Source organism: Enterococcus sp. AZ020, from assembly GCF_050499205.1.
GTDB lineage: Bacteria > Bacillota > Bacilli > Lactobacillales > Enterococcaceae > Enterococcus_L > Enterococcus_L dunnyi.
In genome coordinates, this window is sequence record NZ_JBIPAT010000001.1 from 813380 (window position 1) to 839515 (window position 26136).

At 39.5% G+C, this 26136-nt stretch carries 23 protein-coding genes and 1 riboswitch; of the genes, 3 read left to right on the forward strand and 20 right to left on the reverse strand.

What is annotated here, in order from left to right; all coding sequences use genetic code 11:
* The 11 genes from IGI58_RS03890 to IGI58_RS03940 form a co-directional block, all read right to left on the reverse strand.
* Positions 1–1185: a M20 metallopeptidase family protein gene (locus IGI58_RS03890; RefSeq protein WP_429954404.1), complete on the reverse strand. Its 1185-nt coding sequence runs from the start codon at positions 1183–1185 to the stop codon at positions 1–3.
* A gap of 149 nt (positions 1186–1334) precedes the next feature.
* On the reverse strand, positions 1335–2717 hold the full coding sequence (lpdA, locus tag IGI58_RS03895) for a dihydrolipoyl dehydrogenase (protein WP_429954403.1): 1383 nt from the start codon (positions 2715–2717) through the stop codon (positions 1335–1337).
* Positions 2718–2734: 17 nt separating this feature from the next.
* Positions 2735–4174 carry an aminomethyl-transferring glycine dehydrogenase subunit GcvPB gene (gene gcvPB / locus IGI58_RS03900; RefSeq protein WP_429954402.1) on the reverse strand — a complete coding sequence of 480 codons (1440 nt, stop codon included), beginning with the start codon at positions 4172–4174 and terminating at the stop codon, positions 2735–2737.
* Positions 4171–5487, reverse strand: coding sequence for an aminomethyl-transferring glycine dehydrogenase subunit GcvPA (gcvPA, locus tag IGI58_RS03905; RefSeq protein ID WP_429954401.1), 1317 nt, complete (start codon positions 5485–5487; stop codon positions 4171–4173). Before gcvPA ends, gcvPB begins: the two co-directional genes overlap by 4 nt.
* 3 nt (positions 5488–5490) lie before the next feature.
* Positions 5491–5874 carry a glycine cleavage system protein GcvH gene (gcvH, locus tag IGI58_RS03910; protein ID WP_087640969.1) on the reverse strand — a complete coding sequence of 128 codons (384 nt, stop codon included), beginning with the start codon at positions 5872–5874 and terminating at the stop codon, positions 5491–5493.
* Between the two features lie 23 nt (positions 5875–5897).
* The gene (gene gcvT / locus IGI58_RS03915) at positions 5898–6983 is read right to left on the reverse strand and encodes a glycine cleavage system aminomethyltransferase GcvT (protein WP_429954400.1); all 1086 of its coding nucleotides are present in this window, start codon (positions 6981–6983) and stop codon (positions 5898–5900) included.
* 195 nt (positions 6984–7178) lie between these two features.
* Positions 7179–7281, reverse strand: a riboswitch (glycine riboswitch).
* Positions 7282–7393: 112 nt separating this feature from the next.
* Positions 7394–8386 (reverse strand): linear amide C-N hydrolase, encoded by a 993-nt coding sequence (locus IGI58_RS03920; RefSeq protein WP_429954399.1) that lies wholly within the window; start codon positions 8384–8386, stop codon positions 7394–7396.
* 28 nt (positions 8387–8414) lie between these two features.
* Positions 8415–9608, reverse strand: coding sequence for an MFS transporter (locus tag IGI58_RS03925; protein WP_087640966.1), 1194 nt, complete (start codon positions 9606–9608; stop codon positions 8415–8417).
* Between the two features lie 191 nt (positions 9609–9799).
* Positions 9800–10687 carry a 16S rRNA (adenine(1518)-N(6)/adenine(1519)-N(6))-dimethyltransferase RsmA gene (gene rsmA / locus IGI58_RS03930; protein ID WP_429954398.1) on the reverse strand — a complete coding sequence of 296 codons (888 nt, stop codon included), beginning with the start codon at positions 10685–10687 and terminating at the stop codon, positions 9800–9802.
* Between the two features lie 30 nt (positions 10688–10717).
* Positions 10718–11281 (reverse strand): ribonuclease M5, encoded by a 564-nt coding sequence (gene rnmV / locus IGI58_RS03935; RefSeq protein WP_429954397.1) that lies wholly within the window; start codon positions 11279–11281, stop codon positions 10718–10720.
* Positions 11281–12048 carry a TatD family hydrolase gene (locus IGI58_RS03940; protein ID WP_429954396.1) on the reverse strand — a complete coding sequence of 256 codons (768 nt, stop codon included), beginning with the start codon at positions 12046–12048 and terminating at the stop codon, positions 11281–11283. Before IGI58_RS03940 ends, rnmV begins: the two co-directional genes overlap by 1 nt.
* A gap of 151 nt (positions 12049–12199) precedes the next feature.
* Between IGI58_RS03940 and helD the strand changes: the two genes are divergently transcribed.
* From helD to IGI58_RS03955, 3 genes are all read left to right on the forward strand, one after another.
* Positions 12200–14368, forward strand: coding sequence for an RNA polymerase recycling motor HelD (gene helD, locus IGI58_RS03945; RefSeq protein ID WP_429954395.1), 2169 nt, complete (start codon positions 12200–12202; stop codon positions 14366–14368).
* 198 nt (positions 14369–14566) lie between these two features.
* Entirely contained in the window at positions 14567–15043 is a 477-nt protein-coding gene (locus IGI58_RS03950) for a DUF1203 domain-containing protein (RefSeq protein WP_429954394.1), read from the forward strand.
* 114 nt (positions 15044–15157) lie between these two features.
* On the forward strand, positions 15158–15751 hold the full coding sequence (locus IGI58_RS03955; RefSeq protein WP_225533620.1) for a hypothetical protein: 594 nt from the start codon (positions 15158–15160) through the stop codon (positions 15749–15751).
* A 55-nt stretch (positions 15752–15806) separates the two neighbouring features.
* On the opposite strand, the gene IGI58_RS03960 is transcribed toward IGI58_RS03955, so the two are convergent.
* From IGI58_RS03960 to sapR, 9 genes are all read right to left on the reverse strand, one after another.
* A complete protein-coding gene (locus IGI58_RS03960; protein WP_429954393.1) occupies positions 15807–16316 on the reverse strand; it encodes a GNAT family N-acetyltransferase in 510 nt (169 codons plus the stop codon).
* A gap of 17 nt (positions 16317–16333) precedes the next feature.
* On the reverse strand, positions 16334–16693 hold the full coding sequence (locus IGI58_RS03965) for an HIT family protein (protein WP_225533618.1): 360 nt from the start codon (positions 16691–16693) through the stop codon (positions 16334–16336).
* Positions 16694–16813: 120 nt separating this feature from the next.
* On the reverse strand, positions 16814–18823 hold the full coding sequence (gene metG, locus IGI58_RS03970; RefSeq protein WP_087640957.1) for a methionine--tRNA ligase: 2010 nt from the start codon (positions 18821–18823) through the stop codon (positions 16814–16816).
* 159 nt (positions 18824–18982) lie between these two features.
* Positions 18983–20161: an NAD(P)-dependent malic enzyme gene (locus IGI58_RS03975; protein WP_429954392.1), complete on the reverse strand. Its 1179-nt coding sequence runs from the start codon at positions 20159–20161 to the stop codon at positions 18983–18985.
* Positions 20162–20197: 36 nt separating this feature from the next.
* Positions 20198–21568 (reverse strand): class II fumarate hydratase, encoded by a 1371-nt coding sequence (fumC, locus tag IGI58_RS03980; protein ID WP_429954391.1) that lies wholly within the window; start codon positions 21566–21568, stop codon positions 20198–20200.
* Between the two features lie 183 nt (positions 21569–21751).
* Entirely contained in the window at positions 21752–23140 is a 1389-nt protein-coding gene (locus IGI58_RS03985; protein ID WP_225533614.1) for an amino acid permease, read from the reverse strand.
* Between the two features lie 86 nt (positions 23141–23226).
* Positions 23227–24090 carry a GRP family sugar transporter gene (locus IGI58_RS03990; protein WP_225533613.1) on the reverse strand — a complete coding sequence of 288 codons (864 nt, stop codon included), beginning with the start codon at positions 24088–24090 and terminating at the stop codon, positions 23227–23229.
* A 153-nt stretch (positions 24091–24243) separates the two neighbouring features.
* Positions 24244–25269 carry a two-component system sensor histidine kinase SapS gene (sapS, locus tag IGI58_RS03995; RefSeq protein WP_087640952.1) on the reverse strand — a complete coding sequence of 342 codons (1026 nt, stop codon included), beginning with the start codon at positions 25267–25269 and terminating at the stop codon, positions 24244–24246.
* Positions 25270–25282: 13 nt separating this feature from the next.
* Complete coding sequence (gene sapR / locus IGI58_RS04000; RefSeq protein WP_087640951.1) at positions 25283–25957, reverse strand: two-component system response regulator SapR; 675 nt, start codon at positions 25955–25957, stop codon at positions 25283–25285.
* Positions 25958–26136 lie beyond the last annotated feature (179 nt).

Below are 26136 nucleotides of genomic sequence, written 5' to 3' on the forward strand. Positions count from 1 at the left end.
CTATTTTTTCAACCAGCTCACTGCTGTATCAAAATAGACTTTTGCTCCTTCTTTTAAAATCGACTCATCAAAAACGATGGCAGGATTATGCAAATTGATATTTTCTTCTGATGCGACTAAAAGAACCGTTGCTGTTGGAATCAATTGACTGATTTCGCCAAAATCCTCGCTTCCCATCAATGGTGTTGAGATAGGAATATCTACGATTCGTTCTGCGCCAAATGTTTCTGTCAGTGAGTCTTTGGTAAAGGCTGAAAGTTCAGGATCATTGACATTGGTGGTACATCCATTCGTAAAGACGACCTCTGCTTCTGCACGAAATGCTTTGGCAATATTTTCTGCGATCGCTACCATTCGTTCTTTGACCTGCACACGTACATCTTCTTTCAATGTTCTTAATGTGCCCTTCATCACAGTCGTTTCAGGAATGATATTCGAAGCTCCTGGTGTTCCTCCTGTAAATTCACCGATCGTCAATACAAATCGTTCTTCTGAGCCGATCTCTCTTGCAGAAAGCTCCTGTAAAGCAGTATAGATATGCACTGCTACATTGATTGGATCGATCGATGTTTCCGGTTGAGAACCATGACCGCCCCGTCCTTTGATATTGATCTCAAACCAGTCAGCACTTGCCATGAAGGTTCCCCCTGGCGTCGGCATGATTTGTCCGACTTTTAGCGTGCTGAAAGGAAAGACATGCATCATCATTCCTGCATCCACTTTAGGGTTTTCTAACACACCATTTTCGATACAAACTTTTGATCCTGAAAGAATCTCTTCTCCAGGCTGGAACAATAGTTTTACTTGCCCTTCAAGCTCATCTTCAAACTCTTTTAGGATTTTTGCGGCACCTAAGAGCATTGTTGTGTGCATATCATGCCCACAAGCATGCATATAGCCATTTTCAGATTTAAAAGACAAATCGGTCAGTTCCCTAATTGGCAAAGCATCCATATCTCCACGTAGTAAAAATGTTTTTCCCGGCTTTTTCCCAGCAACAACCGTAATTCCTGATTCCCCACACGATTGGGGATCATATCCATACTCTGTCAGTTTTTCTTTCACGAACGCAACGGTTTTAGGTAATTCCAGCCCAATCTCTGGGTTTTGATGCAAATGTCTTCTGATTTCGACCAGTTCTTCTTGTAATCCATCAGCAAATAATGTTTGTTTTTCTGTTAGCATTTATTTTTCTCCTTTTCTTTTGATCCGATGTGACTTTAACTGATATACATAGATCAATCGAGCGACGCATTGATCTTATCGTAAACAACCAAAAACAACAGATAAAACGTTAAACCTATCATACCAAACCGCTGCGTCATTTTTCCAGTCTATTTTTTTGGCATGGTGTGGATACTGTGCCCTGTTAAAAGCTCATAGGCTTCACCAACGCCTTCATTGTACGTTGGATGAGGATGAATGATCGTCGTCACTTGATCGATGGTCAAGCCATTTGCGATAGCTGTCGCAAACTCACTGATCATATCTGTCGCACGCTCACACATTAGATGAGCACCGATGATTTTATCACTTTGGGCTTCTGCGATGACTTTGATAAAACCTAAAGAAGAACCTGCAATGATCGTTTTTCCGTTGCCGGCCATCGGATATTTACCGAGTTTGATCGAAATTCCCTGTTCTTTTGCCTGTGCCTCTGTTATTCCGACTGAAGCGATCTCTGGCGTTGTATACACACAAGATGGAACTAAGTCCAAATCATAGACACCTGCCTTTTGATTCATTGCCATCACAGCATTCACTCCTTGAGCAGAAGCTAGATGTGCTAATTGCATACCGCGGCTGGCAACATCACCGATCGCATAAATGCCTTTAACAGATGTTTCAAAGGTTTCATTGACCCAAATCGCCTGTTTATCAAGCTCAACAGCAAAACCTTCGGCAAACAGTCCATCAAATGCAGCTTTACGACCTGTTGCGATCAGTACGGCGTCCCCTTCTGCACTCATTTCTTTGCCTTTTGAAGTGAATGTACAGGTCAATAGCTCATCTTTAGTGAGCGATGCAACACTGGATTTAGTAAAGATCTTGATTCCTTGCTTTTTCAGGATCAATGCTAATTTCTTGGAAATCTCACTATCAAAATTTGGTAAAAGCGTGTCAGCAGCCTCAATGATCGTCACATCACAGCCTAGATCATTAAAAATCGAAGCAAACTCGACACCGATCACACCTCCACCGATAATGACCAACTGCTTATATTGATTTGACTGAGCCAAAAGTTCATTACTCGTCAAAACACCAGGTAAATCACTTCCAGGTATAGGCGGAATCGCTGGTTTTGAGCCAGTTGCAATCAAGATCTTATCTGTTTCATAAGTTTCTCCTGAAACTCTGACTTTATCTTTTGCAATGATTTCGCCGCGTCCCATGATCAAGTCCACTTTGTTTGCCTTGACTAGTGCTTCGACTCCTTGAACCAATTGATCGACTACTTGCTCTTTTTTTTGATAGATACTATCCATGTCAAGAGTGATATTGTCGATGTGAATACCGATTTCCTCTGACTGCTTGATCGTTCTAACTGTCTCAGCAGAATGCAGCAAAGATTTCGTCGGGATACAGCCTCGATTCAAGCATGTCCCGCCAACTCTTTGCTCTTCAACAAGTGCTACTTTCATGTCCAACTGAGCAGCCTTGATTGCTGCTACATAGCCTCCAGGTCCTGCTCCAACAACAATTAAATCATACCTCACCCTTTTCACTCCCTTCCTTATTCTTTAGAAAAATCATAACGAACGATTGGATGCCGCGCCGCTCTCACTTCATCTACACGATGAATTTGAGCATGGAGCGGATAATTATGGAAGTCCTCTGGATTTTCATGCGCCGCTTCATACAATTGGCGGTAAACAGAGATGGCGTCATCGATCCGTTCTTTTGATTCTGTTTCAGGCGGCTCTACCATCAATGCTTCTGGTACCGTCAATGGGAAATACATGGTCGGCGGATACATTTTATGATCCAATATTCCTTTAGCAACATCTAAAGCTGTAACACCCGTTTCTTTTTTCAATCGATCTAAACTGATCACAAACTCATGCATACATGTATCGCCATATGGTACTTCAAATATATCTTTCAGTTCATGAAGCATGTAATTTGCATTTAAAACTGCTCCTTTAGATGCTGAGGAGATCCCTTCAGAGCCTAAGAATAGAATGTAAGTCAACGCACGTAAAAAGACAGAAAATTGACCATAAAAGCCTTTGACTTGTCCAATAGAATCTGCCGGTTCAGTAAAGACGATTTGTTCTCCTTGTTGAACTGGATAAAAATTGGGTAAAAATGATTTCAAAATATCTTTACAGCCTACCGCACCAGAGCCTGGTCCGCCACCGCCATGCGGTGTTGAGAATGTTTTATGCAAGTTTAAATGAATGATATCAAAGCCCATATCGCCCGGTCTGGCAACGCCCATGATCGCATTTAAATTTGCGCCGTCATAGTAATTTAAGCCGCCGGCATCATGAACGATTTCCGTGATTTGTAAAATATTTTTATCAAAAATACCAGCAGTATTCGGATTCGTCAGCATCAATCCAGCCGTATCTTCACCGACCGCTTCTTTCAATGCCTCTATATCCACACATCCATATTCATCTGACGGAATATTGACTGTGATCATACCAGTCATTGCCACACTAGCAGGATTTGTACCATGAGCAGAGTCAGGAACGATGATTTTATTTCGTTGGGGCTGACCATTTTTTTCATGGTAAGCTTTGATCATCAACAAGCTGGTAAATTCTCCGTGAGCTCCTGCAGCTGGTTGGAAAGTGATCGCATTCATCCCTGTGATTTCTTTCAACAGTCTTTCTGTCATAGTGAATACTTCTAAAGAGCCTTGCACTGTTCGTTCCGGCTGTAGCGGGTGGATATTGGCGAAAGCTGGGAATGCCGCCATTTCATCGTTGATTTTTGGATTGTATTTCATCGTACAAGAACCTAGCGGATAAAATCCATCGTTGATCCCAAAAGTCGCATTCGCCAGCTCAGTATAGTGACGGCTGATTTCAGGCTGCGGCAAAGATGGTAAATGTAATTCTTTTTCTCTTTTCATCGTTTCTGGCAATTCAACAACAGGCACATCACAAGAGGAAATCATTTCGTTATAATAGCCTTCAACACTTCGTTCAAAAATCAATTTCATGACTGGCATACCTCCTTCACTAGTGCTGCTACTTCATCCATCTGCTCTTTTGTATTCATTTCTGTCACACACCATAGCAACCCTTTTTCAGTAGGATAGCCACCCAAAATATCGTGTTCTTCTAATTTAGCAAGAACGAGGTCTTCTGAAACTGGTAGTGTAGTGACAAACTCATGGAAAAATGGCGCATTATTTGCCAGCTGAACGCCTGCTATTTTACTTAATCGATCTGCTAAATAATGCGCTTTACTGTAACATTGTGTAGCAACTTCCTGAATACCCTTGGCACCCATCGTGCTCATATAGGCTGCATTCGTCAATGCACACAAGGCTTGGTTGGAACAAATATTAGAAGCTGCTTTTTCTCTGCGGATATGCTGTTCTCTCGCTTGTAAAGTCAAAACAAAGGCGCGATCTCCAGCTTCATCTACTGTTTCACCCGCGATTCGACCAGGAAGTTTTCTGATCATTTTTTCTTTCGTCGCAATAAATCCGATATAAGGTCCGCCAAAAGCTAACGGCAAGCCAAACGGCTGTGAGTCGCCTACGGCAATATCTGCATTGACTTCTCCAGCTGATTTTAAAACTGTACTGGCAACAGGATTTACACTCATGATGAATTTTGCTTTTGCTTCATGAACTAACCCTTCGATTTCTTCCACTGCTTCGATACCGCCGTAATAATTCGGCTGTTGAACGATAAAACAGGCTGTTGTTTCATCTAAGGCTTCTTTTAAAGCGGCCAAATCTGTTAATCCATCCTTCTCGGGGATCATCACAAACTCGATATCTCTAGAGCTAAAATAAGTGATCGCTGTTTGAACGGTCATCGGATTGGTCGTCTCGGAGATCAAGACCTTCAGTCTTTTTTTCTCTAAGCACATATTGATTCCTTCTGCCGTCGCCGTTGCACCATCATAAACTGAAGCGTTTGTGGCATCCATCCCTGTGATTTCACAAATCATTGTTTGGTATTCAAAAATGGATTGCAGCAACCCCTGACTGATTTCCGGCTGATAGGGTGTATAAGATGTGACAAACTCTTCTTTAGCTGCGATTTGTTTGACGACAGCAGGGATATAATGGTTATAAGCGCCTGCTCCACGAAAGACTTTAGAGAATACTTTATTTTTCCGTCCCATATTCTCTATGATACTGCGTACTTCAAATTCTGATTTCCCAACAGGAATATCAAGTTTTTCTACCAGCATTTCCTTTGGGATCGATTGGTACAGTTCGTTCATTGAGTTGAGCCCGATTTTTTCCAGCATGTCTTTTTGCTGTTGCTCTGTTGATCCAAGATAATTTCCCATGAATTAAGCCTCCTCAGATTCTTCGCAGAATTTCTTATACTCCTCAGCTGTTAATAAATCTTCGACTTCCTTGATTTCTTCGACTTCGATCAGCCAAGAATCTAATGGCGCTGAATTGATCAATTCAGGGCTGTCTAAAAGTTCTTCGTTCACAGCAGACACAGTACCTGTCAATGGAGAATATGCTTCTGAAACAGCTTTAACTGACTCGATATCAGCAAAAGATTCTTCTTTAGTGACTTCGTCTCCTTCATCTGGAAGATCGATAAAGACGATGTCTCCTAATTGATCCTGTGCATAATCAGATAAACCGATTTTTACTTTGTCTCCTTCAAAAAGGACCCATTCATGTGATTTCGAAAACTTCAATTCTTCTACTTTTGCCATTCTAACCGTCTCCTCTAGTCAAATTATTTTTTTATAAATGGAATCTCTACAACTTCTGCAGCAATTTTCTTACCTCTAACTTCAACTTCGATCGATGAACCGATTTCTACAAGACCTTTATCCACAAGCGCCATGGCACAGGCTTTATTCACATAAGGACACATCGTTCCTGAGGTAGTTGTGCCGATTTCCTGTCCATTGAAATACACAGGTGCTCCTTCACGCACGATTCCCCGTTCAGTCAATATTAAACCAATTCGAGTGATTTTAGGCTCACCTTTTTCCTCTAAAGCTTTTTTTCCGATGAACGCTTCTTTTTTCATCTTCACCGCAAAGCTTAGATCTGTTTCAAATGGAGTGATTTCATCATTCATTTCATGTCCATAAAGCGGCATCCCTGCTTCTAAACGCAAGGTATCACGTGCACCTAGACCACAAGGAACAAGTCCAAATTTTTCGCCTGTCTCCAATAATAGATCCCATAATTTAACTCCATCTTCAGCAGAGCAATATAATTCATAGCCGAATTCTCCTGTGTAGCCCGTTCTGGATAAGAGGCAAGTGATTCCGCCAACATCGGCATGTTCAGTAAAGCTATAGTATTTTTTAGGGATATCCTTTTCAGTAGTCAGCTTTTCAATGATTTCTTTTGAATTAGGGCCCTGTAAAGCGATTTGAACGAATGAATCCGACTGATCTGAAAAATCAACTTCACCAAACAAATGCTGCTTCATCCAAGCAACATCTTTTTCTCTGTTCGCTGCATTGACTACAAGTAGATATTTATCCTCACTGCATTTATATACCAAAAGGTCATCGATGACTCCGCCATTTTCGTTACACATCAAGGTATAGCGGACCCGACCTATTTCTAAATTAGTAAAATCATTGGTTAAAACATATTGCAAATTCGCTAAAGCATCTTTTCCTTCATACACGACTTCTCCCATATGGGAAACATCAAATAGACCAACTTGGTTACGAACCGCCAAGTGCTCTTTGATCACGCCTGTTTTTGCATATTGTACAGGTAACATGTAGCCTGCGAAAGAAACCATCTTTCCGCCAGCTTTTACATGCACATCATATAAGGGTGTTTTTAGATCCATCTTCATACTCCTTTACTTTTTATTTTTTCCATCTGTTTTTCACACTGATTTTATTGACACCTCCATGCTGAAATAAGTATATAAAAACAGAGGAACAGGCACCTTAAAAAAGTGCCTGTTCCTCTGTACAAAACCTGAGAGATTCGTCTTCTCATCGAAGAGTTGCTCCTTCGGTGCCTATGCTTTCCAGAGTGATGTCCAATTACGGTCCGTTTACCTGAGATCTTCATAATAAAGGGTGCCCCAATTATTATTTATTCCTTCGGTGCTGTCAGTCAGTCTCTCCCGTAATTTTCTTCCATCAAATCTATTTTAACTTCTATGTTTTTAACGTTGAGATAAATAAACGAACGCCTATACTTAAAATTTACCATAGATCCATTTTTTATCCCAATCATTCTCCTTTTAGCTTAAAACTTTTTTGCCATTGTCTGATACGCATGTTTCATATTCAAAGTAAAATATTGCGGAATCGTTGCCTTCTCTAAATGTTCGTCTAAAGATAATGTTTGAATCATACGATTTTCATACAAATGAATATACATAACTTTTTTCTCGCAATCATAAGCGCTTGTATACTGTGTATACTGAACGTCTTTCTCCGAAGTCACTTTCACCACTCCTTTTGGAATATCAAAGCTGTTCAAAAGATGAAAGATTTGTTCGATCACCAGATCATCGCTTACTGGTGCTGTAAAATGCTTTAAATACGCTGCTCGGATAAAACGTGATTGCGGGGTATAATCTCCTGGCAAGCCACGCATGCCGGAACCTTTACCGTTAGAAAAAATGTGCAGATCTCCCATTTGAATATCACTTGCTATCTGATCACTAAGTCCAACATAATTTTGAAGATTGATTAAATGCCAGTCAAATTTAGGGCTATTTGTAAATACCCCAACTGGATTATCATACACTTCATAACCACCTTCGACGGAAGGTTCAACAACAACAGATGCACCCGTTCCATCTTGGAATACATAATGTTGAGGAATACCCAACTGATTGTCCACGATCGCGATTGCCGTATCTTGATTCACCCGCTCTTTGATTTCCTGAACAGAGGCATAATTCGTCAACGCATATGTCACAAATTCCGCGCCGGCTAGAGGAAGCTTGCCAGCTGAGCGAATCTTTTCTTCTTCAATATAACGATTATAATTGCCAAAATAAAAGGAACCGCCCATCAATCCTTTTTCGTTCACCCCATCTATCAACAACGGATTTTCAGCAAGTGCTACACCCATTGCAGCATAACGGGTCCTAAAACGATCAAGTGATACTTTTATTTCATAATCTTTGGGAATGATCGCTCCTTCATAATCCAACAAAAGATTGAATTCTTGCGTACGTCCCCAATAATGATTTCCTTCTTTTGATTCTACTGAAATTCCTGTACACATACCTTCACATCCTTTTATTTTTTCAAACTCACACTTTTCGTTGAACCATCAATGTGATGATTCCTGATACAACAAACGATACTGCAATAAAAATAAATGAACTAAAGAAATTGCCTTGAGACAATTGAATCAGAGCACCAATGATCGTTGGCGCAACGAATCCTCCTGAGACGCCTACTGCATTGATCGTTGCATATTTTGCAGATACTTCTTCCGACGGGAAAATCTTTAGGGGAATACTCATCAATGTCGCAAATGCCAAGCTGGCTGCTGCTACTGCCAAAGCCAAAAATAGCATACTTGCTATAAAGCTGCTAACAAGCGAAACAAAAATAGAAAAGACCCCACCGCTTATTGTAGCAACTAAAATCACATATTTTTCTTTTCCCATAAAGTACTTATTGACCATTACACCGCCCGCCATCGCCGCAACCATTGTGAACAATCCAATAACTGCTGACACGTAAGCTGTTTGAGTCAAAGCAAGTCCATGCGCTTCTACTAAATAAGTCGCCATCCAACCATTTAATCCATAGACAGCTGCATTGATGAAAAAAGCCGCAAAAATCATGACCCATACATTTCGGTCCTTCAATACTTCTTTAAAAGAAATCGATTGTTTATTCTGCAGCTGCTCTTTGACTCCGCCAAATTCTTTTGGAATCACAAAATACATCATGACCGCAATCAGCATCACTGCTACACCTAATAAGTAATAGGTTTTATGCCAGCCGACCATTACCAATAGCGGTGCGATCAACAACGGCCCAATGATCGAAGCAAAACCTGATGAAGCAATCATTGTCGATTGAGCCGGCCCACGTTTTTCTAAAGGTAGTTCTTGTGAAATAAATGTACTTACGGAAGACGGGTACCCAGAATGAGCGACCGCTCCAGTCATAAATCGAACCATAATTAGATATAATAATGAAAAACCAAAGCCGAATAAACAAAGAAAAATACCTACTAAAAATACAGAAGTGATCATCATTTTCCTAGTACCGATTTTATTCGATAAATACCCAAATGGAATTTGAAAAATCGTGTATCCTAGAAAGAAAGCACTTAAAATCAACCCTTTTTGCTGCGGATCAAAGCCTAAATCCGTTGCGATCGTTACCAGCGACATACCAATCGTCATCTTATCCACATAGATACAACTATAGCCTAAAAAAATAGCTGTAAGCATCCAAACAACATTTCTCGGTTCCTTTTTATCCACAAAATTCCTCCTTACTCAAAGAAAGCGCTTTCTTATATTATGCTCGTTATTTGTGAAATGTCAATAACTCAAAGCGAATTATTTTGCACAAAGTCACAATTAATTGGTTTTTATAACGCCCTTTATTGTTCAAAAAAGAGAGCCAAAAATAAAACAGAATCGCTTTATTTTTGATTCTCTTTAGTTATCGTCTAGAGTGCCCGATTTTTTTCTAACTGATTACTTAAGCGAGCAAATTCCTCTAAAGAAAGGGTTTCACCGCGACGTGACGGATCGATTTCCGCTTCGGTCAAACTTTTTGTCAGCCATTCTTTTGTCGTTTCATCTTTGCCGTACGAATGCGTCAAATTGTTCCATAATGTTTTACGACGTAGTTGGAATGACGCTTTAGTCAATTTAAAAAATTCTCTTTCGTTCGTGACATCTACAGCTGGTTTGTCACGTTTCGTTAATTTAATGATCGCTGAATCAACATTTGGCTGTGGGATAAAGACTGTTTTAGGTACAATAAACGCAATACTCGCTTCCATAAAATACTGCACAGCAATCGATAGAGAGCCATACGCCTTCGTACTAGGCTTAGCTGAAATTCGATCAGCTACCTCTTTTTGCATCATGACGATCATCTCACTAACCTCTAAATCAGATTCTAAAAAATGCATCATGATAGGTGTTGTAATGTAATAGGGCAGATTCGCTACGACTTTGATCGGCAGCTCTTCTTTAAACACATCTTTTGTCGTTGTGATCAAATCTGCTTTGAGCACATCTTTGTGAACAACAGTTACATTGCTATAAGGACTAAGTGTATCTTCTAATACTGGAATCAGGCGATCATCGATTTCAAAAGCTAAAACCTGAGCAGCGTTTTTTGCCAGTTGTTCTGTTAAAGCGCCAATTCCAGGGCCAACTTCTATTACATTTGTCTGTGTATCGATTCCAGCAGTTTCAACGATTTTACGTAAGATATTCGGTTCTGTTAAAAAATTTTGCCCTAAACTTTTTTTAAATGAAAAGCCGTGCTGCTTCAAGATTTCTTTCGTTCTTGAAGGAGTGGCGATTTCTTTATATTCTGTCACATTGATTCCTCCGATTTTTTACTTGCTGCTTTATATGATAGCATTCATGGCATCAGTAAGCTCTTTTTCTGTGATTCGAAACATTTTGAGACGCTTCGTTAGCTGTTTGCTATTCGTATAACCGATTCGTAGAGCATCCCCTAATTTTTCTCTACGTTCTTTTGCATGAGCTCCCGCTATTAAACCATATTCTATCAACATTTGTCGAGGGATCTCCTGATAATCATCTTCTTCATGAACAGGTGTCACGATCTTTTCTAAAGCTTCTACTATTGCTTCATCACTAGCATGTTCCACGCCTAAACTTGACCCGCGTTTTTTAGGTGCCGCCAAGCGTCTGGATAAAAAAGCATGTTTGGCATCTGGTACAACATCCATGATCGTTTTACGTATTTTTTCTCCTGAATAATCTGGATCTGTAAAAATGATCACACCTCTGGTTTCTTGTGCATGCTCGATTTGCTCCAAAATCTCTTCATTGATTGCTGAACCGATCGTTTCGATCGTATCTGCATCAACGACCTCCTGAATCCGTCTTGTGTCGTCTTTTCCTTCGACCACTATGATTTCTTCGATCCTGAGTTTTTCTGTCATTAGACTAACCTAAACAAGCGATGGGCATTATCGGTCGTATTTTTAGCAATTTCATCAAAAGACAACTCACGCAGTTCAGCTATTTTTTCGACGACAAAATGCGTATAACCTGGTTCATTTCTCTTGCCTCTATAAGGTACAGGTGCTAGATAAGGGGCATCAGTTTCGACTAATAAACGCTCAAGTGGAACCTCTTTTGCTACTTCTTGAACCTCTAAGGCTTTTTTGAACGTCACCACGCCGCTTAGCGAGATATGCATGCCCATATCTAAAAATTTCTTCATCCATTCAGGATCGCCGCTAAAACTATGCATGATTCCGCCGATATCGCGGATATCTTCTTCTTTCAAAATTTTATAGGTATCTTCCATTGCATCTCTTGTATGAATACTGATCGGCAAATTCATTTCTTTAGCTATCGCAATTTGACGTCTAAATACTCGATCCTGAACCTCTTTAGGATCTTCCATCCAATAATAATCTAAGCCGATTTCTCCAAGTGCCACTACTTTAGGTGTGGTCAAGCGTTCTTGTAGTTGTCTTTCAACTTCCGGCGTATAGCTCCCCGCTTCAGTCGGATGCCAACCAATGATACTTTGAATCTCTGGATATGTTTGACTTAGTTCTAGCGATTTCTTGATCGTTGCTGTATCAAAACCAACAACTGCCATCTCAGTAACTCCAAGTTCCTTGGCACGGGCAATCGTTTCAGGAATATCTTCATTAAATTGTTCTGCATTTAAATGGGTATGTGAATCAAATATCAAATAAATTCCTCCTCTGTCTTCTATACTTTATCATACTTTTTACAAAAGCTGAACGGACAGTATTTATTCTTTTCTAATTTTTATTATTGATTTGTTTCTCTAAATAGATTATACTATTCGGTTACACCATTTGATGTCAGGGGGAGTCGTTATGTCCAACGAAAAAACACAAGAAAACCAGCAGCTTCAGTCGATCTATACTGAATTACTGCAAGCAGAAAAAACGTATCAAAAAGCCATCCAAGAAGTCAACGCTGATGGGAAAAGTATCTTAGAACAATTTGGTGGTGATACGAAGCTAAATTTCGACAGCTATCTTGATAACCTTGATACCTTCTCCATGTTGGAAATGAAAAACAGAGAAATCGACCAACTCAATATCAAGAATGAAACGACCGCTAAGCAACTAGAAAAAGTCGAACGTTTACTCAAAGTGCCTTATTTTGGGAAAATCGATGTTACTTTTTTAGATGCTAGTGATGATCAGGACACCTTTTACATCGGGATGAATGATTTCACTAATTTAGAGGGCGAAACTCGTATTTATGATTGGCGTTCGCCGATTGCTTCACTTTTTTATAAGAACATTTTAGGAAAAAGCAGCTATACTGCTAATGGATCAGAAATCCCAGTTCATTTAAATCTGAAAAGGCAATTTATCATCGATAAAGATCAGCTGATCAACTTTTTTGATACAACACTTGCGATTCAAGATGATGTGCTGCTGCATTCTTTAGAGGCAGATTCTTCTCAATATATGAAAGATATCACAACAACGATCCAGCAAGAACAAAATGAGATCATTCGGGATGAACGCTCTCCTCTATTGGTAGTCGACGGTATCGCCGGTAGCGGGAAAACTTCTGCCATTATGCAGCGGATCGCTTATTTGCTTTATAATCATCGTTCTGAGATCACTGCAGATGATATTTTACTCTTATCGCCAAATTCAACTTTTATTGACTACATTTCACAAGTATTGCCTAATCTAGGTGAACGTAATCCAATGAATTTGACCTTACTGCAATTTCTCAAATTTACGTTTCAAGAGGAACAAACGATCGAAAATGAGATAGACTATTTCACGCGTATTACAGCTAGAGAAGTATCAAAACAACAGCAAATCATTCAAAAAAAGGAATTTGTTACCTTTATTCAGGACTATCATGATACAAATGCTATTCAGCCTTCATTATTCAAACCGATCATGTTTAAAAGTAAACCTTTGTTTTCCGCTAAAACGATTTTTGATTTGTATCAGCAAACCCCTGGCACTTTAACGATCAGAGATCGTATTTCTGCGACAAAGGAGAAACTAGCTAGCCAATGGAACCGTTACTTGATCAAGCAATCAAAATCGAAACAAATGATCGATCAAATGCAGGATTTGACTGAAGAAGAACAACTACGTTATTTCCATACCACCTTTTCTGATCAAGAAGAGCATCAATTGAGTGAATTTGCTTTGAAACGACTGCAGCAAAAGTACCGCACTGTTCAAAAAGCCATTGCTAACTTTTCCTGGTTCGATCAATGGCAGCTTTTTGAAACACTTTATAAAAGCTATACAACAACTGATTATGTTCGGGGAACTACAGCTTATACTGCTGATGAAATCGTGATTTTACTCTTGATCAAAGATACGTTCATCGAAGACATCACAAACCGTCAGATGGCTTTTATTCTTGTTGATGAGGTACAAGATTATACAGAAGCACAGCTACTTTTATTATTAAAGCTATTTCCTCAAGCCAGCTTTACTTTCGCAGGAGATGAGAACCAAGCGATTTTCAATACCTCGATCAGTTTTTCAGATTTGGAGCGTTTATTAAGCGGCTCTCGATCAGTATCAACACATCAGCTGCTGAATAGCTATCGTTCCAGCAAGGAAATCACGCGACTTTTTCAACGATTGGTCACAAACCATGAGTCACTGAATATTATACCTATCAGAAAAGATGGTGAAAAACCTGTCTTTATCCAATGCACGGATCATAAAGACTATCTAAAAGCACTGACTAAACTGTTAAGCACCTTAACAACAGATGAAACAATAGCGATCATCACAAAAACAGCTGCTGAAGCACAGCAATTAACAACCGAACTTTTGCTGGACCCAGAAGAAAAACAAGTGCAAATTCTCTCGATCGATATGGCTAAAGGGCTGGAATTCGATCATGTGATCATCCATGATCCATCCACACAACACTACGGAACTACGGATAGAGAGAAGAAGATTTTGTACACAGCTATTTCTCGTGGGATGAAACAAGTATTCCTTCCTTATATTGGAGAATTGGCAGAGTTACTGACAGATTAAACAATCAGCTTACTAAAATAACACAAGAATCATTAGAATCAATGCTAAAATCTAGAATAGTCTATATCCAATTTCATAATAAGACTATCTCTTTCTATGGTGGAGCAGGATAAGCAAATTTATTGTTCATTTTTCGAAAGAAGGAAGTATTTTTTTCATATATACTGCTACTATTCACTAGAAAGGACGGCAATAAATATGGAAAACAATTTTTTAATATCAGGATTGAAAAGAAAAGATTTTCTGGTATTAGATTCTTTGACAGCAGAAGAGTTAGAAGAACAACATATCAAAAAACAAATCGTTGATCGTTCTCCAGGATTCCCTTGTAGAATTACATTAAGAGAAGGTGCTGTCGGTGAAACCATTTATTTGTTGAATTATCAGCATCTAAAAAAACAATCGCCTTATGATGCAACTGGACCTATTTTTGTTATTGCAGGAACGGATGAGGCTGCCCTGGAGATCAACGAGATCCCTGCTATCATTTACAATCGATTCACATCTCTTCGTTGTTATGATTCGTCAGGCATGATGCTCGAGGCTTACCTCTATCAGCCAAAAACTTTGACAGCAAAAGACATCTGCCACATTTTAACAAACAAGAACATCTCATTTATCCATGTTCACTATGCTGCCAGAGGTTGTTACAGCGCTCGAATCGATCGGGTCTGATCGAAACATATTTACTAGTAAATTGAAAACAAGACTTTAGTCCGATGCATCTCTATTCCCTCCGCAGTAAACTGTAAATCAACCTGATTTTCAATTTTGATAGGAGGGAATCGATTGAATAATTTCTTTGAGCGTTCTGATTTTTTAAAATCAACGATTCAAAAAAATGTGACGATCCAAAGAAAACCACAAGGGAATACCGTTTGGCACTGGCTGCTTTTGATTCTGTTTGGTTTATTAGCATATGGCACGATGACACAGCAAATCTTTTTGATTGCTCTTTTTATGGCGATCGCAGCAATTGTTAAAGGACCTTTGATGATCTTATGGGGGACTATTTATTCTTTATTGGTCGCTTTTTTCCCACCATTGGGAATTGCTTTATCCGTGTTGTTTTTTCTGTTGAACTTAGGAACAGTTGTAAAAAGCTGGCGCATATCGTTGACTAGTGCATATTTCTATCTTGTTCCATTGATCGGTAGTATCGGTCGTACCATCCTTAAAAACGAACCGGACTATGCTGTCATGCTTTTCGTTATTATCAGTGTTTTAGGATTACATTTTCTGCTACACTGGCTTTACAAAAATAATAGTCTGAGCCGCACTCTCGCATGGTCGATCGTGAGTGTTCCCTATGCATTATTAGTAATGCTTTTACCTACAAGGTTTAAACGGATCAAGACAGCAAAGAAAACAATACGTCGATAAAAAATAGACATGAATAAAAACTTGAGCAATCATTTTTATTCATGTCTATTCATTTTTAAGAATTTATGTTGATTTGATATTTTTGAATCTTTTTATTTTCAACGGAATACTCCGCTAGTAAACAACCACCGTTTTTTTGTATCGTCTTTTGTGAAGCAAGGTTTGTTTTATCGCAAGTCAAAAGAACAGAAGAAAATCCTCTATCATCAAAACGTAGTAAAGCTTTCTGCAAGATCACAGAAGCATATCCTTTTCCTCTTTCAGATGGTGCTATGCCATAGCCTATATTCCCACCTATTTTCTGAAGCCCTTCTGTCAATTCATATCTTAATTGAACCGCTCCAACGAGCTTATCATCTACCTCTAAAAATAACGTATCGGCAGGCACAAAAGAATTATTTTTCTTCTGTCTATCTTTCGTTAATTTCTCTAACCAACGTTCAAACGTTAGACCATTCAGATTAGCTGACATTGGCGTGATCTTTATTTCTCCTGCATCTGACCATTCCTGAACAAAAGCCTGATATTTCAACTGATCTTCTATACCTAATTCTCTTAATTTCATATACCAACTACTCCTAACTAATAGGCTTGTTTTGAAGGAATCACTCCTCGTACTCCGCCCTTTGGCTCAAGCATATCTCCATGATAGCGAGGGATCAGATGGATATGACAATGTAATATACTTTGGCCCGCATCAACACCGCAATTGGCCCCGATGTTATAAGCGTCCGGCTGATATTTTTCGTCAAGCAACTGTTTGCCTTCTTGGAGAAGCTCGTCCATTGCTATTTTTTCTTCTATGGATAAATCAAAATAATCTACTTTATGTTTTTTAGGTATGATCAGCATATGACCTTTGTTTACCGGTGATGTATCATAAAAAGCGCCAGCCAGTTCATTTTCCAAAATAAAATTTATTTTGTTACAGAATACACACATGTCTGTCCCACCGTTCTAATTGTTTTTACTATTCAAAAAAACGACCTCAGCGTCCCCTTATTCAGTCATTTGACTGGATAAGGGTTCTGAGAATCATTCATTTTCGTTACATAACTATATTTATGCGATTCCTGCCCCATTCGGCATATCTTTTGGTGCATCGATGATTTGCAGCTTACCATCTGGCGATTCTGCTGAAAGAATCATTCCTTGACTGATTTGTCCCCGCATTTTTCTTGGTTTCAAGTTTGCAACGATCACAACCTTTTTACCGATCAAAGCACTTGGATCTGGATAAAATTCTGCCACACCAGAAAGGATTTGACGATCTTGTTCATCGCCGGCATCTAAGCGGAATTGTAAAAGCTTATCTGCACCCTTGACTTTTTTACAGTCGATCACTTCTGCTACTTTTAGTTCGACTTTATCAAAATCTTCATATTTGATTTGCTTTTCTTTGGTAGAAACCAGTTCTGTTTCTTCTGGATCCCATTTGATTTCTTCTGTCGTTGTTTGGGCATTTTGAGACATTTTCTTTTGAATGTAGATCACTTCTGTTTCGATCTCCAAACGAGGGAAGATCGGTGTTCCTTTAGCCACAACCTTGATCCCAGTCGGAAACTCTCCAAAGTGGATGTTTTCCATATTCATCGTCTCAGGATCTAAGCCTAACTGTTCGAAGATTTTCGCTGGCGTTTCCGTCATCACAGGCTGTAAAAGAATCGCAGCGATGCGTAGGCTTTCTGCTAAATGTACCATGACACTGTCCAGTTCATTTTTCTTTTCTTCATCTTTGGCTAAAACCCAAGGTTGTGTTTCATCGATATATTTGTTCGCTCTGGAAATCAATGTCCACACTTCGGAAATCGCTGTGTTGAACTCCATTTTTTCCATCGCTTCATGGTATTTTCCAATCACATTAGCTGCAGTTGTGGATAATTCGCTGTCAAATGGTGTCACTTTAGACGCATAAGTCGGTACTTGGCCTTCGCAGTATTTATTGATCATCGCAATCGTTCGATTTAACAAATTACCTAAGTCATTGGCTAAATCATAATTCAAACGAGAAACAAAGTCTTCCGGCGTAAAGACACCATCACTGCCAAATGGAATGGCACGTAATAAATAATAACGTAACGCATCCAAACCATAGCGCTCCACAAGCATTTCAGGATAAACCACATTGCCTTTTGATTTAGACATTTTACCGTCTTTCATCAATAACCAGCCATGACCAAAAATTTTCTTCGGTAACGGTAGATCAAGTGCCATCAACATGATCGGCCAGTAAATCGTATGGAAACGAACGATTTCTTTTCCGACCATATGAACATCTGCCGGCCAATATTTTTGGAATAAGCTATCATCTTCTGAACCATAGCCCAATGCTGTAATGTAGTTTGATAATGCATCGATCCAAACATAAACAACGTGCTTAGGATCTTTCGTTAGCGGTATTCCCCATGAAAATGTCGTACGTGAGACAGCCAAGTCTTCCAGACCTGGTTTGATAAAGTTATTGATCATTTCATTTTTACGGGATTCCGGCTGAATAAATTCCGGATGCTCATTATAGTACTCAAGTAAACGATCAGCATATTTACTCATACGGAAGAAATAAGATTCTTCTTTGACTAGTTCAACTTCGTGACCACTTGGCGCTTTACCGCCAATGACTTTGCCTTCTTCATCACGATATACTTCTGCTAACTGGGTTTCAGTAAAATACTCTTCATCAGAAACCGAATACCAGCCTTCGTATTCACCAAGATAAATATCTCCTTGTTCTAATAAACGATCAAAAATTTGCTGTACGGCTTTTTTATGGTAATCATCTGTGGTTCTAATAAATTTATCGTAGCTGATATCAAGGGTTTTCCATAATTTTTGAACATCTGCTGCCATTTTATCGACATATTCTTTCGGGGTAACACCTAACTCTGATGCTTTATTTTCAATTTTTTGTCCATGCTCATCCACACCTGTTAAGTAAAATACGTCAAAGCCCATCAGGCGTTTGTAACGGGCCATCGCATCACAGGCAATTGTTGTATATGAATTACCGATATGTAATTGTCCGCTTGGATAATAGATCGGGGTGGTGATATAAAATGTTTCTTTTTCTGACATACAGAAACATCCTCCTTTAGCATTCTCTTGAATTTACTCCTAAACAGTATACCATACTTGGCTTTATTGAACTAGAAATCCTTGTGTTTTCTCCATATAAAAAGCATCAGATCATTCTCTTTGGACAAAAATGACCTGATGCTTTTTACAAGAATTTTTTTATGAACGGATCACACCGTCTTTTACAGCTGCTTCAGCAACTTTTTTTATGATGATATCGACTAAATCCGGATTAAATGGTGATGGAATGATATAATCACTCGTCAGCTCCGATTCAGGAATAATTTCTGCAATCGCTTGAGCTGCTGCCAATTTCATATTCTCAGTTATCTTAGTTGCCTCTGCTATAAAAGCACCTTTGAACAATCCTGGAAAAGCCAGAACATTATTGATTTGGTTTGGATGATCAGAACGCCCCGTACCTACTACCGCAGCACCTGCTTCGATCGCATCCTGGTAATCGATCTCTGATTCCGGGTTTGCCATTGGAAACACGATCGCTCCTTTGTTCATTGATGCGACCATTTCTTTAGATACCAGTTTTGGTGCAGATACACCGATGAATACATCTGCCCCTACCATTGCCTCAGCCATCGTTCCTTGAAAATTTTCGGTATTTGTAATTTCAGCGATCTCTTTTTCCAGGAAGTCCAGCGATCGTTCTGAGTTTTTGCTTAAGGCCCCATCAATATTGAAAGCAATCATGTTCTTCACGCCAAAATGGTGAAGCATCTTGATGATCGCACTGCCGGCAGCACCTGTCCCGGAAATAACGACTTTGATCTCATCTACTTTTTTATGAACGATTTTCAGTGCATTGATTAGAGCCGCAATCGTTACGATCGCCGTGCCATGCTGGTCATCATGAAAGACCGGGATATCTAATTCTTCAATTAAAGCTCGTTCAATCTCAACACAGCGTGGAGCAGAAATATCTTCCAGATTGATCCCGCCAAACGTTGGCGCCATCGCTTTAATGATTTGAGTGATTTCTTTAGGATCTTTCGTGTCCAAACAAATCGGGATCGCATCGATATCTGCAAACTCTTTGAACAATAATGCTTTACCTTCCATAACAGGCAACGCAGCTTTTGGACCAATATCCCCTAACCCCAGCACCGCTGTTCCATCTGTCACTACTGCAACGGTATTCCCTTTCCAAGTGTAGTCGTAGATTTTGTCAGGCGTTTCATGAATTTGTTTGCAAGGCTCTGCTACGCCTGGTGTATAAGCTAGAGATAAGTCTTCCTTCGTTCTTACTTTTGCTTTCGAATGAATATCGATTTTTCCACGCCATTCTTCATGTGCTTTCAATGCTTTTTCATAAATCGTTGTCATTTATTTTTTCTCCTTTCAAATTCATACAAGTAAAAATTAAATATTGTTTCCTAACATTTGTTCTGGTCTCACCCATTGATCATATTCCATTTCTGTCAATAAACCTGTTGATAAAGCTGCTTGCTTTAATGTCATATTTTCTGTAAAAGCCTTTTTAGCAATTTTAGCACCATTATCATAACCAATATGTGGGTTCAAAGCAGTGACCAACATCAGTGACTGTTCGACATACTGATTCATTTTTTCCTGATTTGCCTGAATCCCGTTTAAACAATGCTCATTGAACGAACGTAAACCATCTGTTAGCAACTCAATACTTTGAATCAAATTATATGCTAATACCGGCATGTATACATTCAATTCAAAATTTCCCTGTGATGCACCGATACCGATCGTTGTATCATTCCCCATTACCTGAATGGCGATCATAGTCAACGCTTCGGCTTGTGTTGGATTGACTTTTCCCGGCATGATCGAACTTCCAGGCTCATTTGCAGGAATCGTGATTTCTCCCAGTCCACTTCTCGGACCGCTAGCCATCCAGCGGATATCATTTGCCATCTTCATGGCATTTGCCGCTAATGCCTTTAATGCACCAGAGGTAAATACTACAGCGTCCTTGTTTGCAAGCGCATGAAATTTATTTGAGTCAGCCGAAAACTGACTCTGTGTCTCTTCATTTAGGCTTGCAATAAAAAAATCGACATATTCTTTTGAAGCGTTCAACCCAGTACCAACTGCTGTTCCGCCAATCGCTAATTGTTTCAACTCAGTCAAACTTAGCTCGATCATTTGTTTAGTATGCTCAAAACCAGAACGCCACCCGCTGATCTCCTGTGCAAATGTGACTGGCGTTGCATCCTGTAAATGAGTACGACCGATCTTAATGACCTCTTCATTGGCATGCTCAAGTTTATTTAGCGTATCGATCGATCGATTCAACACAGGAAACAGTGTTCGTTCAATCAATAATACTGCAGTAATGTGCATAGCTGTCGGAAATACATCGTTTGAACTTTGAGACATATTCACATGATCATTGGGATGAACTTGGATGCCTTCTTTCTCACACAGATGGGCGATCACTTCGTTCACATTCATGTTTGTCTGCGTTCCGCTTCCTGTCTGCCAAAGCGACAATGGAAAGTGTTCATCAACTATTCCATCGATGATATGATCTGCTGCCTGCTGGATGGCCTGACCGATTGCTGTATCAAGCTTACCGGTGGCTTCGTTGGCTTTCGCGGCGTGCTTTTTAACTATAGCTAACGCTTGAATCAGAGACAGCGGCATTTTTTCAGCCCCGATACTAAAATTTTGACGGCTGCGTTGCGTTTGCGCTCCCCAAAGTGCCTTCTCCGGCACTCGAATTTCTCCCATAGAATCATTTTCGATCCGATAGCTCATGATACCTGATCCTCTCCTTTATCTATTCAGTTACTACAACTATACTGTAGTTCAGCCTTTTTTTACAATGAAATTTGTAACTTTTCATGCCTAAATGTTTCTATCGTTCGCCCTTTGACCACCTTTCGAAACAAAAATAGAGTAAAGCCAACTACTGTCATTTGCTTTACCCTATTTCTTTATCTATTTTTCTGTTTTATGTTCATTACTATGCGTATAGCCATACGTAAAGTAAATCGCTACGCCTAACACTAACGCAATAGCAAATGCTTTCCAAGTAGCCGCTTGTAGCTGCAACATCAGACCAATACTTACGATCACCAATAAAATAGGTAAAAACGGTACAAAAGGAATTTTAAATTCCCCCGGTTTAGGAGCACCGTCTGTTTTTCTTAAACGAATGATCCCGATCGCCATCACGATCAAATACATCAATGTCACGATATTCGTCAGCTCAGCCAACAATTCCATCGGCACCAATCCAGCAAATAGCATCGTACAAACACCAGCAACATATGTCGCATTTTTCGGCGTACGATTCTTTTCATCGATCTTGCTCATAAATTTCGGTAAAAGACCATCTTTACTGATCGCATAAATGATTCGAGCCAAACTGTACATCATCGAAATCGTCACAGTCAAAAGTGTTAAAATCGCACCAACCGAAATCACACCTGCAACACCATCCTGCTGTACAAAACGCATCGCAAATGCCACTGGATCTTTCACACCAAGGGCATCAAATGGCACGATCCCAGTTAAGATCAATGTGACGATCACATATAAAACTGCTGTGATCAAAATCGAGCCGATGATTCCTCTAGGGATATCCTTTTGCGGATTTTTAACCTCTTCTGCAGTCATACTCACCGCGTCAAAGCCTAAGAAAGCAAAGAAAACGACTGCGGCGCCGCTTATCACACCTGAAAAACCAAATGGCATGAACGGCTGCCAATTATCTGGTTTTACATAAAAAATTCCAACAACTAAAAATAAAGCAATAATACCAAATTTCACAAAAACCATGACATTATTTAAGCGTAAAGCGGTTTTAGCTTCTAAAGACACCCAGAACATCACTGCTAAAAGAACAAGCATCGCAACCAGATCGACATAAGTGCCGTTCGCTGGGTTGTATGCACCACTCAAAGCCTTAGGCAGATGAATCCCTAAACTGTTCAAAAATCCATGAACATAGCCTGACCAGCCGGAAGCAACAGACGAAACGGCCAAGAAAAATTCACAGATCACAAGCCAGCCTGTCATCCAGGCAATAAATTCGCCGAACACCACATACATATACGCATACGGCCCGCCAATCACCGGGATACGGGAAGCAAATTCAGCATAACATAACCCTGCTAAAATAATTGCACCTGCCGCTACTAAAAAAGATAAAGATAACGCCGGCCCAGCATCTCTTTGCGCTGCTACTCCTGTCACCACAAAAATTCCAGTTCCAACGATCGCACCGATTCCTAACATGATCAGATCCATCGTTTTTAAGTCTTTTTTCATTCCGCTAGGCTCAGTAGATAAATCCTTCAGTGCTTTTTTCCTAAATATCGACATTTCATTTCCTCCAATAAATTCAAGCAACCGCTTCACTTTGATAAATAATTGCATTTATTTCATAAAAATAAGCGTAAATCATTCATTTACGCTTTCATATACCCTAAAAGAATACCACCGACAATCACCAATAAGCAACCAAAAATCACATATCTCATTTCCTTCTTAGTTTTGCTTTCACCAAGAATGAAAATACCGCCTAATGTTGAAATGATAATGCCCATTTGAGAAAGAGAGAAACTGATAGCTAACCCGATTTGACGCATCGTCAAAAGCATGCAAATATTCCCTAGCCCCCATAAAAGTCCGCAGCTCATATTAAACCAAACATAGCGATCCACCTTGATTTTCTTGAATGCAAAGAAACTAGCACCAATCAACATACCAATACTTTGCGGCAAAATGATGCCCATTGGATCGAGCCCAAACGCATTGATAATGATCGTATAGGCACCATACCCTACTGTTGAAGCAATCAATGCACGAAAACCTTTGTTAAAATCAAGCATAGAATTTGTAGTCTTGACCGTGCTTTCATCGTCCTGACGAGCAGTCAAATACGCACCTAACACTAATAATCCTAACGCAAGAAAACCTAAAAGATAATCCCTGCTGCCATGCCACTCATGAAAAAATACTGCTCCGGCAATCGTATTGACGATCAGCTGCATTCCAGTAGAAACAGGCAATCCAACAGATACACCTAAATATTTCATTCCATGAAATTGCTGATTTTGTCCAACGCTCCAAAACAGACCAGACAAAATACCAATGAGGATCATTTGGGCTGTAATAGCCGGCTGAACAACAAAATAGATACCTAGTGAAAAGATCAATGCACCGATCGTCATTCCAAGTGTTTGCTGATTCGCACTGCCGCCGATCTTTCCACTGACTAAACCAATGCTGCCCCAGGCAAACATTGGAATCAACGCAATCAAAATATTCATAATAAACTCCTATTCAATAAAGTAGATATCTCAGTCTAACAATAAAAACGTTTCCGATACAACCATAATAGAGAAAAAAGTTCAAAAGAATTTCTCTCATTTTCCCAAAATCACAACAAAGAAGCCGAACGAATTCATCCGTTGGCTTCTTCTTTATCGTCTCTCTTTAAAATAACTCAAAAATGGAAAGAGCAATTTCATCGTTGTTCCTTCACCTTCTACAGATTCCACCGATAGTTGATGACCTAATTTATCCGCTAAACTCTTTGCCAAATATAAGCCTAAACCCGTGGAATGCTGCTCACTCGTTCGACCATTTTCACCCGTAAAGCCTTTGTCAAAAATCCGTCCCTGGTCTTCTTTAGGAATCCCAACACCCGTATCTTTTAGCTGTAACCAAGCGCCTTCTTTTGTACGTGAAAAAGTAACAGTGATATCTCCCCCAGCTGGCGTATATTTGATTGCATTGCTCACCAACTGCTTGAAGATAAACGCCACCCATTTTGCATCCGTCAACACGAGTTGATCTGTTCCTTCAATTGAAAAATGTAGATTCTTTTGAATGAAATAGCTTCCCTGTGTCCGAATGACAGATTGAACGATCTCCTTCAACGAATATTCCTGAATAAGATAATCTCTGGAAAAACTATCCAAACGGGCATAATAAAGTACCTGCTCCACATATTCATCGATCTTTGTCAGCTCATTTTCGACCAAGTAATATTTCTTCTCTGGAATGTCATCTTCCAGAGACTGTAAAATCAAGTTCACTGCAGCCAATGGTACTTTGATTTCATGTACCCATGAATCGATATAATCTTTTTGATCCTGCTGGTTATTGATCGCCTGCTGCATCACTTGTTGATGCTCGACCAATAACCCATTGATGTATTCTTGAACGAGCTTTTCTTCTGCCCTTGATGCCTCACTTAGATAATGCTGTAAAGAAGGCGGATGCTCTGTTGTATCCAGTGAGCGCCACCAACGTTTTTTTAATGAATAGTCGATCGTTAAAAAGAGCAGTAAAAATAAACCTTCTAATAAGACTAAATAACCAATGATCGAAAAATTCACCGCAGTATCTGGAGATAACCAAAGAATAAAACAGGTCAGTGCAATAAACGTCAGCCAGCCAACGAGTAAAAGCCAGTGATCCTTTAAATAATTACGAATCGTCATGCGTTTCTCCTATCTACGGTACAATGTATCCTTGGCCAACTTTGGTTTCGATGTAGCCTTCCAATCCAGCCTGTTCGATTTTCTTCCGTAAGCGATTGATATTGACTGTTAAAGTGTTGTCATCAACAAAACGTTCATCTTCCCATAACGCGCGCAGCAGCTTTTCTCTAGTCAATATTTTTCCATGCTTCTTCATCAAAATATAAAGCAAACGATACTCATTTTTACTTAGATCAATGATTTCACCATTGATCTCCATACTGCCATTATCCACATTCAAGGTGATGCCGTTATGAGACATGATCTCGCTGCCGACCTCAGAATAATTATACGATCTCCGTAACAAAGCATTGATCTTAGCAACCAAAACATCTAATTGAAATGGTTTTGTCACAAAATCATCAGCACCCATATTCATCGCCATGATCATATCCATATTCGTATTACGACTCGAAATAAAAATAATAGGTACTTTAGAAATTTCACGAATCTTTTGACACCAATAATAACCATCAAATACAGGTAAGTTGATATCCAGTAAAACCAACTGCGGATCTTCCTGCTGAAAGTCCTCTAAAACAGTATTAAAATTAGTCACTCCGAATGTATCAAACTGCCATTTTTGCAGCTCTTCACGAATCAAGTCGCGAATCGTCGTTTCATCTTCCACAATCATGATCTTTGCCATCCATTTTCCCTCCACTTGTTTCTTCTATTGTACCTTATCAGAAAATGTCCGTCATTTATATAGGACTTTTAGCCGAGATAAAAAAGATAAAATTAACAAATTCGTTTTTCTTTTATAAAATGCCTTAATGTAATTTTTGTCTATTTTTTTCGTACCGTTTTTCTACATCACATTATTAG